14 protein-coding genes and 1 pseudogene are annotated in these 15,211 nt (G+C 35.2%); 14 read left to right on the forward strand and 1 reads right to left on the reverse strand.

What is annotated here, in order from left to right; translation table 11 throughout:
• Positions 1–38: 38 nt before the first annotated feature.
• On the reverse strand, positions 39–617 hold the full coding sequence (locus tag BAQ49_RS07230; RefSeq protein WP_071744775.1) for a GNAT family N-acetyltransferase: 579 nt from the start codon (positions 615–617) through the stop codon (positions 39–41).
• Between the two features lie 261 nt (positions 618–878).
• On the opposite strand from BAQ49_RS07230, the gene BAQ49_RS07235 reads away from it, so the two are divergent.
• The 14 genes and pseudogenes from BAQ49_RS07235 (at position 879) to BAQ49_RS07300 (ending at position 15,154) form a co-directional block, all read left to right on the forward strand.
• On the forward strand, positions 879–1,073 hold the full coding sequence (locus BAQ49_RS07235; protein ID WP_071744776.1) for a protein YkzS: 195 nt from the start codon (positions 879–881) through the stop codon (positions 1,071–1,073).
• 25 nt (positions 1,074–1,098) lie between these two features.
• Positions 1,099–1,416, forward strand: a complete 318-nt coding sequence (locus BAQ49_RS07240; RefSeq protein ID WP_071744777.1) for a hypothetical protein — start codon at positions 1,099–1,101, stop codon at positions 1,414–1,416.
• A gap of 476 nt (positions 1,417–1,892) precedes the next feature.
• Positions 1,893–2,252 carry a class Ib ribonucleoside-diphosphate reductase assembly flavoprotein NrdI gene (gene nrdI, locus BAQ49_RS07250; RefSeq protein ID WP_000959445.1) on the forward strand — a complete coding sequence of 120 codons (360 nt, stop codon included), beginning with the start codon at positions 1,893–1,895 and terminating at the stop codon, positions 2,250–2,252.
• A pseudogene (locus tag BAQ49_RS07255) lies at positions 2,239–3,366 on the forward strand (ribonucleotide reductase N-terminal alpha domain-containing protein); the annotation flags it as partial. The gene nrdI and the pseudogene BAQ49_RS07255, both read left to right, overlap by 14 nt.
• A 379-nt stretch (positions 3,367–3,745) precedes the next feature.
• Positions 3,746–4,696, forward strand: coding sequence for a ribonucleotide reductase barrel domain-containing protein (locus BAQ49_RS07260; protein WP_327818117.1), 951 nt, complete (start codon positions 3,746–3,748; stop codon positions 4,694–4,696).
• Positions 4,697–4,791: 95 nt separating this feature from the next.
• The gene (gene nrdF / locus BAQ49_RS07265) at positions 4,792–5,760 is read left to right on the forward strand and encodes a class 1b ribonucleoside-diphosphate reductase subunit beta (protein ID WP_071744778.1); all 969 of its coding nucleotides are present in this window, start codon (positions 4,792–4,794) and stop codon (positions 5,758–5,760) included.
• 424 nt (positions 5,761–6,184) lie between these two features.
• On the forward strand, positions 6,185–7,534 hold the full coding sequence (locus BAQ49_RS07270; protein ID WP_071744779.1) for an APC family permease: 1,350 nt from the start codon (positions 6,185–6,187) through the stop codon (positions 7,532–7,534).
• Between the two features lie 185 nt (positions 7,535–7,719).
• Positions 7,720–9,006: a Glu/Leu/Phe/Val family dehydrogenase gene (locus BAQ49_RS07275; protein ID WP_071744780.1), complete on the forward strand. Its 1,287-nt coding sequence runs from the start codon at positions 7,720–7,722 to the stop codon at positions 9,004–9,006.
• An 18-nt stretch (positions 9,007–9,024) separates the two neighbouring features.
• Complete coding sequence (locus BAQ49_RS07280) at positions 9,025–9,315, forward strand: SAV0927 family protein (protein WP_071744781.1); 291 nt, start codon at positions 9,025–9,027, stop codon at positions 9,313–9,315.
• A 27-nt stretch (positions 9,316–9,342) separates the two neighbouring features.
• Positions 9,343–9,591: a biotin/lipoyl attachment domain-containing protein gene (locus tag BAQ49_RS07285; RefSeq protein WP_000291044.1), complete on the forward strand. Its 249-nt coding sequence runs from the start codon at positions 9,343–9,345 to the stop codon at positions 9,589–9,591.
• 143 nt (positions 9,592–9,734) lie between these two features.
• Positions 9,735–11,864: a sigma 54-interacting transcriptional regulator gene (locus BAQ49_RS07290; protein WP_071744782.1), complete on the forward strand. Its 2,130-nt coding sequence runs from the start codon at positions 9,735–9,737 to the stop codon at positions 11,862–11,864.
• Between the two features lie 117 nt (positions 11,865–11,981).
• A complete protein-coding gene (locus BAQ49_RS32795) occupies positions 11,982–12,155 on the forward strand; it encodes a hypothetical protein (protein WP_165616029.1) in 174 nt (57 codons plus the stop codon).
• A 131-nt stretch (positions 12,156–12,286) separates the two neighbouring features.
• Entirely contained in the window at positions 12,287–13,780 is a 1,494-nt protein-coding gene (locus BAQ49_RS07295) for an aldehyde dehydrogenase family protein (protein ID WP_071744783.1), read from the forward strand.
• The gene (locus tag BAQ49_RS07300) at positions 13,781–15,154 is read left to right on the forward strand and encodes a putrescine aminotransferase (RefSeq protein WP_071744784.1); all 1,374 of its coding nucleotides are present in this window, start codon (positions 13,781–13,783) and stop codon (positions 15,152–15,154) included.
• Positions 15,155–15,211: the final 57 nt, after the last annotated feature.

The raw sequence follows: 15,211 nt of genomic DNA on the forward strand, positions 1-15,211 counted from the left end.
CCTCTTTCTTTACATAACAAGCAAAAAGAATTGTCCTTTTAAGATATAGAAACTAATGACCGTAATGGTTTTATTAGATGGGCATACGGTTCACCAACGAGCATAACGATGTTATCTTTTTTGTAACCAAGTTTTTCATATAGTGAAAAAGCGCGTTTGTTTTCTAAATTAACAAGTAAGGCGATTTTTTCATGACCTTTTTCAGTTGCATGAAGTTCAGCTGCATCGATTAATTTAGAGCCAATGCCACGTCCACTGTACATATTTGAAACTGACAACGTGTCAATATAATACTCATCAAATTCAGCTTCTTTTTCTAACGTAATGGATTCGTCTTCATGTAGTTCTCTTAAGTGGTGTACGATTGGTGCATCAAGTTGTTCAGCGTCACTACCGTGATAAACGACAATAACTCCAACTACCTTTCCATCTTGTTCAGCCACTAAACAGTTTTCATAGCTCAATCGATTATTTTCTTTTGCGAACCATGTTTCAAGTCCTAGTATCACTTTTGCTTCAACTGTGCTACCTGTGATTTTTTCAGCAATTTCGTGCAGAGCGTTATACAGTAAAGGTGCTACTCCTATCGCATCTGTCTTTTTTGCTTTCCGAATCATAGTATCCCTCCTAGTTCTATGCATATATTGTAGCATAAAATAAAATAACAAACAGTGGATTGGAACTTTGTTATACAGAGCATCAAAAAGTTTGATATAGAGAAGTAGCTATGTTAGTATATGATATTTAGTGCGAAAATAATAAAGTGATATAGCTATAAAAGTAATGAAAGTGAATTACATAATAGTAACGGGATAAATTTACCGTTGTCGACCTATAGAAGATGCGATAAAATAAACTATTGCAGAGAGGTGAAATACATGGATGAACAATTAGCAAATGCAATTTTGGATCAGCTGAAAAATGGTGAAATAAAGGAGTATGTTGCGACGAAAGATGTATTTTATACGTTCAGGGAAGTTGTTGTAAGTCGAGAAGATTTTAAACATATTATCGGGAACGCACAGCGCGGTGGACAGGTAATTTATACATATTCAGAAACACCACGTTCATAAATAGAAGATAAAGGGGAGGAGAATTATGGGAGATTTTAAACAAGGCATTTTACCGCATTGGGATTATATGTGGAAAGATAGAGCTGGGAATAGGTTTATGGGAATGGTTATGTATCCAGAGAAACGAAAATGTTCAGCAAAAATGCTTCAGAAAATAAAAAGAGCATATGAGCAAGCTGTAGAAATTAAAGTAACTGTACAAGTTCAACATACATATCAGTACGTAGAAGGAATGATCGTATACTTTGATGAAGAAGCTCCTGTATGTACAATGCTCGATAAAGATGAGAATCCACATCATATATTTATAAAAGATATTTTGCGTATTGAGCACCCGGAATAATTTTTTTCATAAATAAATTGAAGTTCCATAATAATAATCTTTTTCTATAATAGTTATCTTTTAGTATGTAACGAGGAACGAAAGAGTATGTATAATATTTAATAAAGTAAAATTGATAAATGTAATCGTTGTTTAGAACAGATTATCGTTTAATGTCTGTTCTTTTTTGCGTGATGCTGGAGAAATATAATCCTCCAGCATTTACTGTTTTACGACAAAAAATATTGCTAACTTTTTTAAAATGAGGTTAAATGCGTTGACAACTTTTTTGAAAAGCACTTTATTGACATGAGTTTTAGAATGTTGTTTCATAGTCTTTGTATTGAAAAAAAACGATGATCATGTCGAAAAGTAAAAGTTAAAAAAATAAAGATTTTATACATATATCTTGTGTCTTATTTTGAAACGTAATACAATATATAGAGAAAACAAGAAACGACATACAGAGAATATATATTGGAGAGGGAGGGTCGGAAATGTTAGTTGCATATGATTCTATGACAGGAAACGTGAAGCGTTTCATCCACAAATTAAATATGCCGGCCGTTCAAATTGATGAAGCTCTAGTATTAGATGAAGACTTTATTCTTATTACGTATACAACAGGTTTTGGCAATGTACCGGAACGTGTTTTAGACTTTTTAGAACGCAATAATGAAAAATTAAAAGGCGTATCTGCAAGCGGCAATCGTAATTGGGGAGACATGTTCGGTGCAAGTGCTGACAAAATTTCTACTAAATATGAAGTGCCTATTGTATCAAAATTTGAGTTATCTGGAACAAATAATGATGTAGAATATTTTAAAGAAAGGGTGCGGGAGATTGCGACACATTGAACTGAATAATGAAATCACGCAAATGCAGGACGGTTTTTATCAGCTTCATAAAGATAAAGAGGCGTTAGAAGTCTTTATGGAAGAAGCTAGAGAGAATACCGTTCATTTTAATAGCGTGGCAGAGCGAATGGAGTATATGAAAGAACACGATTACTATTACAACGTTCTGGACGAGTATAGCTTGGAGGAAGTAGAGGGAGTATATAACATCGCTTATGGTGAAAACTTCGAGTTCCAATCTTATATGGCAGCATCTAAGTTCTATAAAGATTATGCGTTAAAAACGAATGATCAAAAACAATACTTAGAAAGCTATGAAGATCGTGTAGCAATTGTGTCATTATACTTAGGACGCGGTGATGTTGCGAAGGCAAAACACTTCGCAAGCATGATTGTAAAACAAAACTACCAACCAGCGACACCAACCTTTTTAAATGCGGGAAGAAGCAGAAGAGGAGAAATGGTGTCTTGTTTCTTGTTAGAGATGGATGATAGCTTAAATTCAATTGGCTTTAACATTAATACTGCAATGCAATTATCGAAAATCGGTGGTGGAGTAGCTTTAAACTTATCTAAGCTACGCGCACGTGGTGAGCAAATTAAAGGTATTGATAACGCCGCAAGTGGTGTAGTACCTGTTATGAAATTGCTTGAAGATTCGTTTTCATATGCGAATCAACTTGGCCAACGAAAAGGTGCCGGTGCTGTATACTTAAACATTTTCCATTGGGATATTATTGAATTCCTTGATACAAAAAAAATAAATGCCGATGAGAAGAGCCGTATTCAGTCTCTATCAATCGGAATTATCGTTCCAAGTAAGTTCTTTGAACTTGCTGAGAAAAACGAACCTTTCCATGTTTTCGCGCCTTATACAGTATTTAAAGAGTACGGAAAACATTTAGATGATATAGATATTGATGAAATGTACGATGAATTAATGAGCAATCCGAAAGTGAAGAAGAAGCCACTAGATATTAGTGCACGTGATATGCTGATTAAAATCGCTATGATCCAGCTTGAGTCTGGTTATCCATACTTAATGTTTAAATCAAATGCAAATAACCAGCATCCATTGAAGGATATTGGAACTGTGAAGATGTCGAACTTGTGTTAAATATGTAGCACCTTCTAGTAGAAATGCTAGTCGAACACTCCGTTAAACGGGGAAAGCCTCAAGTTTGAGGTAACCTACCGTGCTAAATCTTATCTTAGAATGAAAATATAAAAGTTCAGAATGTATCTTATTATTTTGTATAGCAGAGTTATCGGACAACATAAAGTAATAAGAGACTTTCTGAATTAAGATAAGTAAAAGCCTAACGACTATCCCATTTGGGAGTAGAGCGCAAGCGATTGGCGTTCGAAAAGCGGAGCACCTAACCAGGTAATGCTGTAGGTGATGATATAGTCTGTCCTGTATGGTGACATACAGCAGTTGCATGAGCAACGGACTGAGTAGTAGCGAACTCGGTTGAACATTCGAGACAGAAATCTTCCAGCTTCAAGAAACTTCTGAAATAAATGATTACGGTACAGATGACATTATCCGTCGTGATATTAACTGTAACTTAGGATCGTTAAATATCGTAAATGTAATGGAAAATAAAGAAATTCGTGAAGCAGTTCATGCGGGGATGGAAGCTTTAACAGCTGTTTCTGATATGACGATCATTCCGAATGCGCCAACTGTGAAAAAAGCAAATGATGAGCTTCATTCAGTTGGACTTGGAGCAATGAATTTACACGGATATTTATCAAAAAATAAAATCGCATATGAAAGTGCAGAAGCGAAAGAGTTCGCTCGTACATTCTTTATGATGTTAAATTACTACTCGATTGAGAAAAGTATGGAAATCGCTAAAGAAAAAGGCGAAACATTTAAAGACTTCGATAAGTCTGATTATGCGAACGGCACATACTTTGAAAAGTATGAAACGACAGATTACAGCCCAGTAACTGAAAAAGTTCAGCAATTATTTGAAGGAATTCATATTCCAACAAAAGCAGATTGGACAAGTTTAAAAGAGCAAGTGAAGAAGAATGGGTTATATAATTCATATCGTCTTGCAATCGCTCCGACACAATCGATTAGTTACGTTCAAAATGCAACTTCAAGCGTAATGCCGATCGTAAGTCAAATTGAATCAAGAACGTATGCGAATGCGACAACATATTATCCAATGCCGTATTTATCAAAAGATACATTCTGGTACTATAAATCTTCTTACGATATGAATCAGTTTAAATTAATTGATTTAATCGCGGAAATTCAAGAACATATTGACCAAGGAATTAGTACTATTCTTTATGTTAATAGTGATATTTCAACACGTGAGTTAGCACGTTACTACATTTATGCACATAAAAAAGGCTTGAAGAGTCTTTATTATACGAGAACACGTAAATTAAGCGTAGAAGAGTGCGTGGCTTGTACCGTTTAATATAAAAAGTGAGACATTATGAGCAGGGTTTTTCTGAACCCTGCTCATGCTTAGTTATCAATTTTTTTATGTTTATTTAGAGAAGGGGCGATTTAATGCGTGCGGTAAACTGGAACAAAAAAGAAGATGATTTTAGTTTAATGTTTTGGAAGCAAAACATCGCTCAGTTTTGGACAGAAGAAGAAATCGCAGTGTCTTCTGACAAAAATACTTGGGCACAATTATCAAGAGAAGAGCAAATTGCTTATAAGCGTGTATTAGGTGGTTTAACACTTTTAGATACGAAACAAGGTGGCGAAGGGATGCCTCTTGTGCTTGTTCATCTTGAAAATTTACAAGCGAAAAGTGTATTAGCTTTCATGGGCGCTATGGAAGAAGTACATGCGAAGAGTTACAGTCATATTTTCACAACGTTAGCTACTGAAGAAGAAATTGATGATATTTTTGAATGGGTAGATAACCATCCATTACTTGAGAAAAAAGCTGGTATTGTTACTAATTACTATCGTCGTTTATTAAAGTCTGAAGTAACGAAAAAAGAGTTATACATGGCAATGGTAGCAAGTGTGTTCTTAGAAAGTTACTTATTCTATAGTGGATTCTTCTATCCACTTTATTTAGCAGGTCAAGGGAAATTGACGGCAAGTGGTGAGATTATTAACCTAATAATTCGTGATGAGTCCATTCACGGCGTATTCGTCGGTATTTTAGCACAACAAATCTTCGCAGAACTTTCTGCAGGAGATCAACAAGAAGTGCAAAAAGAAACGCAAGAATTATTAATGGAACTATATGAAATTGAAATGGCATATACAGAAGAAATTTACACTTCTATCGGTCTTGTAGAGGATGTAAATCGTTTCGTTCGTTACAATGCGAATAAAGGACTTATGAACTTAGGGCTTGAGCCGAAGTTTGAAGAAGAAGAAATTAACCCAATCGTTTTAAATGGTTTACGTACAGATACGAAAAACCATGATTTCTTCTCTGTAAAAGGAAATGGTTACGTAAAAGCAACGAACGTTGAAAAGTTAGCTGACGATGACTTCGTATTCAATTTTTAATATAGTGTTATAGAAAAAGCTGTCTTTATAGAGAAGACAGCTTTTTTGCTATGAATGGTTTACATAATGTTATTATTTCATGAAAATGTTTTAATCTTGTAAAAGCCCAGTTTGCGAGGAAGTGGGGATAAAGAAAATACACGGGTTAAAGTTTTATTTTCATATTTAGTGGTATGAGAGATTGAATAACTTATGTAAAAATGAATAAAAAATGAGAAGAAATGAGGTCCAACTACACCTATACGTTCTTTTTAATATTGAATTTTCAAAGTCTAGAAATTTTGGCTTAAAAATTGCATGAATATTTAAAAAGTAACGAAAAGGGAGGTAATACTTGATGTGATATTTAGTTAATTGAAAACGCTTCCTTTTAACTGTCGATTTTTAAATGGAAATTAGATAGAGAAAGTAGGGGGAATGATAGGTGGGAAAAGTAGTTGGTTTAAAACGTTCATTAGGACTTTGGTCAATTGTTATGCTAGGGGTCGGGTATATGACACCGATGGTTGGATTTGATACATTTGGAATCGTTTCTGAAAAAACGGGCGGTCATGTTCCAGGAGCTTATCTTATTGCATTAGCAGGAATGTTGTTTACCGCTGCAAGCTACGGAAAAATGGTAAAGGTTTTTCCTACCGCAGGATCTGCTTATACGTATACGCAGAAGACAATTAGTGCAAGGCTTGGGTTTCTTGTTGGATGGTCCGCGTTATTGGATTATTTATTTCTACCGATGGTGAACGCACTATTAACGAGAATTTATATGTCAGCATTTTTTCCAAGTGTTCCTAGTTGGGTATGGGTCATTGGTTTTGTTCTCCTGGTTACATTAATAAATATGATTAGCGTAAATGTTACTGCTAATTTCAATACGTTCTTAGTAATATTTCAAGTGTTAGTAATGGCCGTGTTTGTTTTTCTAGTTATAAAAGGTTTATTAGCGGGAGAGGGAACAGGAGAAGTTTTTTCCATTCAGCCGTTTTTTCAATCGGATATACAAATATCACCGTTAGTTGCAGGTGCGACAATTCTTTGTTTCTCATTTTTAGGTTTTGATGCAGTAACTACATTTTCAGAAGAGACACCAAACGCGGAGAAAACAATTCCTCGAGCTATTTTTCTTACTGCTTTAATTGGTGGAGTTTTATTCATTACTACTACGTATTTTACACAGTCTATTTTTCCAGATACATCTGTATTTAAAGATAAAGAATCAGCGTCTCCAGAAATCGCGCTATATGTTGGAGGAAAACTATTTCAAGCTTTCTTTTTAGTAGGAACGCTTATGGGGACACTTGCGTCTGGTTTAGCTTCTCATACAAGTGTATCCAGATTATTGTACGTTATGGGGCGAGACAATGTAATTCCGAAGAAAATATTCGGATACATTCATCCCCGCTGGAGAACTCCAGTATATAACATTGTTATTGTAGGAATTATTTCGCTCTCCGCTATATTCATTGATTTAGAAACGGCAGCATCTCTTATTAATTTTGGAGCGCTTATTGCATTTACATTTGTTAATTTATCTGTAATTTCCTACTATGTAATTAAGAAAAAAAGATATAAAACGATAAAAGATTGTTTAAATTTCTTAGTTATGCCTATTTTAGGTGCTGGTACTGTAGCAGTACTATGGTTTAACCTCAATATTCATTCACTTATTCTAGGGCTTTGCTGGGCTACTATTGGAATTGGGTACCTTCTATATATTACAAATATGTTCCGTTCAGCTCCTCCGCAAATGCATTTTGAAGAAGTACAGGAAGTGTAAAACACAAAAGACATCGGATAAATTTCGATGTCTTTTGTGTTTTATATCTGGTAATCATGCAGTATTGCATAAGTCATTCAAAGATTCATAAGTAGGAGGATAACAAGATAGGATTAACATAGTATTTTCACTTGGCATGATTATTGCTTTGTACAATTAGTAAAAATATAAAGAGGGGTGTTATCGTGCCGATTCAATCAGAAAAGCATACAAATACAGTTGAAGTTGAAGTTAAAAATCCTTTAGAGGAATTTCAAGCTATATTAAAAGAGGCACTTCATTTTTTAGGTTATCCAGACGAAGTATTCGAATTTCTGAAAAAACCGATGCGTTTTTTAGAAGTAAGCATTCCTGTTCGCATGGATGATGGAACAACAAAGGTATTTCAAGGGTATCGCGCTCAGCATAACGACGCAGCAGGGCCAACAAAAGGTGGTATTAGATTTCATCCAGATGTTACGGCAGAAGAAGTAAAAGCACTTGCTGGCTGGATGAGCTTGAAATGTGGAGTGACAGGACTGCCATATGGAGGCGCAAAGGGCGGGATTATTTGTAATCCACAGGAGTTGAGTTTTAGAGAACTAGAGTTACTGAGTCGTGGGTATGTAAGAGCAGTAAGTCAAATTGTGGGACCGACGAAAGATATTCCGGCACCTGATATGTATACAAATGCGCAAATTATGGCTTGGATGCTAGATGAATATGACCATATTAGGGAGTTTGACTCTCCAGGCTTTATAACCGGGAAGCCATTAATGTTAGGAGGATCACAAGGACGGGAAACAGCAACTTCTAAAGGTGTATTGTATACACTTCAGTTAGTAAGTGAGTTAAAACAAATTCCTTTGCAAAATATGCGAGTTATTATTCAAGGGTTTGGGAATGTTGGAGGTTATTTGGCGAAATATTTATATGATATTGGTGTGAAAGTAGTCGGGGTATCAGATGCTATAGGAGGAATTTATAATCCAGACGGTCTAGATGTTCCTTATTTACTAGAAAACAGAGATTCTTTCGGTGTAGTATCGAATCTCTTTAGTAAAACAATTTCTAATCAGGAGTTGTTAGAAAAAGAATGTGATGTACTCATTCCGGCGGCAATTGGAGGAGTCATTACAAAGCATAATGCAGGAAAGCTTGGATGTAAGATTATCATTGAGGCTGCAAATGGACCAACAACAAAAGAGGCGATAACTATGTTAGAGGAAAAGGGAATTTTGGTTGTTCCAGATATTTTAGCAAACTCTGGTGGCGTGATTGTTTCATATTTTGAATGGTGTCAAAATAACCAAGGATATTACTGGACGGAGCAATATGTTGATCAATGTTTAAAGGAGAAAATTACATCTAGTTTTTCTAACGTACTTGATACTTCTAAATGCTTTGGAGTAAATATGAAAATTGCTGCTTATATTGAAGGGGTTCGCAAGATTGTAGAAGCATCGCGCCTAAGAGGTTGGTTGCATTTTTAACCTAAAGGGAGGGCTAAAATGAAACTGGATATTTTATTAGAAGAAGTGGAGAGACAACAAATCAGTTATTACTGTATTGTGTCGAATAGTCATCGTTACGATATAGCTGTTACGTATTCACAACAGTTTCTTGGAAAAGCAATGGTTACCTCAATTCAAAATGGGAGAATGGTTTTATTAAGCCAAGAAGATATTGGAGAGGAACAATATTGGGCAACAAGGCTAGGAATTGAGGTAGAGGACATAGAGGAGTTTCAAAGCTTTTTCTATATGATTCTTCAGTCACAAAGGTTAGAAGAACAATATTAATAGAATAAAAGAAAGGGATGATTGATTATGTATTATGATATTATTACGAGTCCGTGTTATGGAATAATTGAAAAAGTGTCTATTAATAAGGATTCTCGAGTTTATGAATGGGAGCCATTATTTTCTATTAAAGATATGAATGGTAAACTGGAAGTAATTAAGATGGGATGTAGTGGAGAAGTTCAATCTTTAGAAGTAGAGGCAGGCGATAAAGTAATTCCAGGTATGGTATTAGCGTATATTCAAGAAGACCTTTTCGTTAGTGGTAGCGATTAATGATAGAACAATGAGGAAGATGGAGGCACTCATCTTCCTTTTTTTATTAAATAAAGGAAAAAAAGTTTATTATCAGATTAATTAAAAAAATCTGTATTTAATGATACAATACAAATTAAGTAGTCCAAAGGAGGAATAGCAGAATGTTTTCCATTGCTCGTAATAAAATTAGACCCATTGTTTCTCTACCTATCGATCAATCCGAAAAGGAACGGAATATAGATGTTGAAAATATAAAAGAACCTTTTCTATTTTTAAAAAGAGGAGAGAAATTATTTGCATACGTTCATGTCAAGGATCTGCTATCAAACAGTAAGGAGTTAAATTCCAAGGCGTTGCTTTCAAATGCAGTTTCGCTAGATACAATATGTTATCTTAGTAAAAATATTTCTTTAACAGCTCTTTTTCAAATTATTGGAGCGCCGATTGCCATAGTGAAAAATGAAATGGATGAGTTAATAGGATATATAAGAAGAGAAGATATTTTTGCAGAACTATTTAAACAAGAAAATCAGAGTGTTGATATATTGAAAATTATTTTAACGTCTATTCCGATGGGGATTTTTGTAGTAGACCGTGAAAAGAAAATTGTAAATTGCAATGAATCTGGTTTGAAGATGATTAAATCTACACCTGAAAAAGTGATGAATGTACCAGCGGAACAAATTTTTAATGAAGAACAAATTAATAGCGTATTTGCAACGGGAAAGACAATTTTGAATCAATTACAAATCACAAATGAGATGGGTGTATTAGTTGACTACAGTCCTATTCCAAACTTTGATCAAAGCATTGAAGGAATGGTTATTATCGTACAAGATTTGCCGATGGTTGAGGACATGGCGATGGAAATTGAATATATAAAGGATTTAAATAAAGATTTACATGCAATCTTGTCTAGTATTTATGATGAAATATTAGTTGTTAATCATAAAGGGGAATTAATTCGTTACAGTGAAACCGTTATCAATGATTTTTGGGGGAGTAATTTGAAAGATCTTTTAGGAAAAAATCTTTTAGACTTAGAAAAGAAAGGATTATTTAGTCCATCTGTCACACGATTAGTGCTGGAACAACAAAAAAAGGTATCAGTTGTACAAGAAACAAAAAGCGGAAGAAAAATATTGGCAGTTGGAAATCCTGTATTTAATGAAAACGGAGAGCTTCACCGCATTATTATTGCCTCAAGAGATATTACAGAAGCAACGAGATTGAAGACGGAATTACATGAAATAAAGAAGATATCAGAGCAATATAAGAAAGAATTAGATGATTTTAAAAATAAAGATCGTTTTCTTAAGAAGCTTATTTACTGTAGTCCGAAAATGGAGCAAATTATTAACCAAGCTAAAAAAATAGCAGATTTTTCTTCCAACGTTCTTATTTCTGGAGAATCTGGTGTCGGAAAAGAAGTAATTGCCCAGGCAATTCATCAACTTGGAAACAGATCTTCAAAGCCATTTTTAAAATTAAATTGTGGTGCAATTCCAGAAACTTTGTTAGAAAGTGAATTATTTGGTTATACGAAAGGTGCTTTTACAGGAGCCGATAAAAATGGAAAAGAAGGATATTTTAAGCGAGCTGACCAAGGTATTTTATTTTTAGATGAAATTGGAGAAATGCCTTTACATTTGCAAGTGAAATTACTTAGAGTCCTACAAGAACAAGAGGTAATTCCTATCGGAAGTACAATACCTATGAAAATAAATGTGCAAATCATTGCTGCTACAAATAAGAGTCTTGAAAAGATGGTAGAGGCAGGAACGTTCCGTGAAGATTTATTTTATCGCTTAAATGTAATTCCATTGGAAGTTCCTCCTCTACGAGAGAGAATGGAAGATGTTCCAGTACTTGCCTTTCATTTTTTACAACAGTTAAATGAAAAATATAATAAAAATTATCATCTAACTCCGGATGCACTTAACTTACTAGAGTTTTATTCATGGCCAGGAAATGTACGTGAATTACAAAATATGATTGAACGTTTAGTAGTATCAGCAGATGATCCGGTAATTGAAGCTGAGTTTGTTAGTAAGTTTTTAACAACTGGCTATGATTTTAAAAAATCAAAACCAGTTATTACAAGAGTATTACCGTTACAAGAAGCACTACATTCTGTAGAAGAACAATTGATTTTACTTGCAATGAAGCAGTATAAAACAACGACTAAGGCTGCAAAAGCTCTTGGAATCAGCCAATCTTCAGTGAGTCGTAAATATCAAAAGATTGTTAGTGAAAAAGAGATAGCGGCTGATATCATCTCATATTCCTAAAAAAGGAGAAGGTCACATAGACTTCTCCTTTTTGTGTGCGCACAGCATGTACATATTCTCTGGGATTCAAGTCCCGAGTGGTGAAGGCGGTAGCGGAAATGATTAAAGTCTCACTTTATGCAAAATGGAATAGTGTATGCGGAAATGCATAAAATGTTTGTTATTTTTAAGAAAATAGTCAGTTTATCCCGCTATTTGTGGGCAGTAAAACTCCCACCTCAAAATTCAGGTGGAGCAAAGAAGTTAGGTTGGAGCCCTGCTGCCCGTAAACGCCGGATTGGTGAGGGCTGATAATCAGTGGGGATGAACAAAACCCTCACTGATTAAAGTTTCACTTTATGTATGATTCTTTTGAATTTTAAATATTGGCATGAAATTTGCTTATAAATATATAAACAATCGATAAAGGGGGATTCAATATAGTGCTAGATTTAAAAATGTATGTAAACGGTGAATGGAGAGACTCTAGTAATCAAGAAAAAAGGATGATTATTAACCCTGCGAATGGCAAGGGTATAGCATATGCACCTGAGGGAACGATTGAGGATGCAAAATACGCAATAGAAGTGGCAAAAGCGGCTTTTGATAGCGGAATTTGGTCAGAAACATCTACTGCTGAAAGGGCATCATATTTATTTAAAATAGCAGATGAAATTGATAAAAATATGGAAGAATTAGTATACCTTGAAACAATGGATAATGGAAAAACATACCGTGAGGCAGAAGGAGATATTGGAGATGCAGCGGCTTGTTTTCGCTATTATGCCGGATTGATTACAAAGCCAGATGGTCAAACATATCATGTAGCCGATCCGATGCAAGCGATGGTTGTAAGAGAGCCAGTTGGTGTTTGTGGATTAATTGTTCCATGGAATTATCCGCTATTGATGAGTGTATGGAAAATAGCACCTGCTTTAGCAGCTGGAAATACAATTGTGTTTAAACCTTCTGAAGTGACACCAATTACTGCGACAAAGCTATTCGAAATCCTTGAAAAAGTAGGGCTACCAAAAGGTGTTGCCAATATGGTAATGGGGGCTGGTCCAATAGTAGGGAATGAAATTGCAGCGAGTCATAAAGTGGATATGATTTCCTTTACAGGTGGAACAAAAACAGGTAAGCACATTATGAGAACGGCAGCAGATAATATGAAAAAGATTTCGCTAGAGCTTGGAGGCAAATCACCAAATATTATTTTTGCAGATGCAGATTTTGAAACGGCGATTGATTATGCACTATTTGGTATTTATGCAGGTAGCGGACAAGTATGTTCAGCAGGATCGAGAATCCTTGTTGAAGAAAGCGTTTACGATAAATTTGTTAATAGTTTTGTAGAGAGAGCGCAGCAAATTAACGTTGGGCCTGGTGATAATCCTGAATCAGAAATGGGACCACTTGTAAGTCAAGAACATATGGAAAAAGTATTACGCTACATTGAAATTGGGAAAGACGAAGGCGCAGACATTGCTTGTGGAGGTAAGCGAATACTGACAGATGGAAAAGATCAGGGTTTCTTTATTGAACCAACGGTCTTTGTTAATGTAAAACCTGATATGCGCATTGTCCAGGAAGAAATCTTCGGTCCTGTTGTAGTAATTCAAAAGTTTGAAAATGAACAAGAAGCAATTGGGTTAGCAAATGGTACAGATTATGGCTTAGCTGGAGGGGTATTTACTGTTGATGGTGCGAAAGCAATGCGTGTAATTCGCAAGCTTCGCGCAGGAATTACGTGGATTAATAGCTATCATCCAACATACAATGAGGCGCCTTGGGGCGGATATAAGCAAAGTGGTATAGGTCGTAGTCTAGGAACGTTTGGTTTAGAAGAATTTCAAGAAATTAAGCAGATTAATATAAATCTAGAAGTAGAACCTATTGGTTGGTTTGCAAATAAAAAAAATGTAGAGGTGAATTAGATGGAAACGAACGTGAAAAATAAATTGAATGAGAAAGAATTAAATGTAAATGAGTATATTACGAAAGTACTACAGTTAATTGAAAAAGAAAAAGTATCTGAAGAAGAGGCAAATTGGATTCAAAAAGAAACAGTAGACGGATTTAGAGAGCATGTGAATCCTGGTTTTCTTGCTTATAGAAAAACAGTAACAAAAGATGGACAATTTGCAGCAGTAGAATGGTCTGATGAAGGATCTTGTTTTATGGATATTAATGGTAAGAAATACATTGACTGTTTAGGTGGATTCGGAATTTATAATGTTGGTCACCGTAATCCGAAAGTAGTAAAAGCTGTAACAGATCAATTAAAGCGTCAAGCATTGCACAGTCAGGATTTACTAGATCCACTTCGAGCGATTCTTGCAAAGATTTTAGCGGATATTACACCTGGTGATTTGAAATATGCCTTCTTCACAAATAGTGGAACAGAAAGTGTAGAGGCAGCATTAAAACTAGCAAAAATGTATAGTGAACGAACAACTTTCATTTCTACAACTCGTGCTTTCCATGGTAAGAGCCTTGGTGCTTTATCTGGGACGGCAAAAGGAATGTTCCGTAAGCCATTTTTACCATTAATTCCGGGTTTCCGTCATGTCCCATTTGGCGATATTGATATGATGAGAAAAACATTTGAGACATGTGCATTAGTAGGAGAAGATGTTGCAGCAGTTATTTTGGAGCCAATTCAAGGGGAGGGCGGCATTATTTTACCTCCAGAAAATTATTTGAAACAAGTGCGAGAGCTTTGTGATGAGTTTGATTCGCTCCTTATTTTCGATGAAGTACAAACTGGAATGGGCCGTACAGGAAAAATGTTTGCAGCAGATTTATATGATGTTGTGCCGGATATTATTTGTCTTGCGAAAGCGTTTGGTGGAGGTGTAATGCCAGCGGGAGCTATTGTTGCGAAAGAAAAAGTATTCCAAAGTTGGTTTGAAAATCCATTTATGCATACAACAACGTTTGGCGGGAATCCTCTCGCATGTGCTGCTGCAATTGCAACAATCCATGTATTATTGGAAGAAAAATTACCAGAACGTGCTGCTGAAGTTGGGGCGTATTTCTTAAATGGATTGAAACAAGCAGCAGAAGGACACGAAGATAAAATCTTTGAAATTCGTGGTCAAGGTTTAATGATTGGTATTGAATTCCATAAAGACGAGATTGGTTACGAAGTGTCAAAGGCAATGTTTGATCAAGGTATTCTCGTTGCGGGAACATTAATTAACTCAAAAACAATTCGTATTGAACCATCCCTTACAATTAGTTATGAAGAAGTAGATACAGTGATTAATACGTTTAAATCCGTGCTAAATCAAGTAAAAGTAAAATGAATTTAAATTCAAACAAGTAATATATTTATATGTTATTACAAAAAGGCAGTGTAACGA

It is taken from the genome of Bacillus proteolyticus (assembly GCF_001884065.1).
In the GTDB taxonomy this organism is placed as follows: domain Bacteria; phylum Bacillota; class Bacilli; order Bacillales; family Bacillaceae_G; genus Bacillus_A; species Bacillus_A proteolyticus.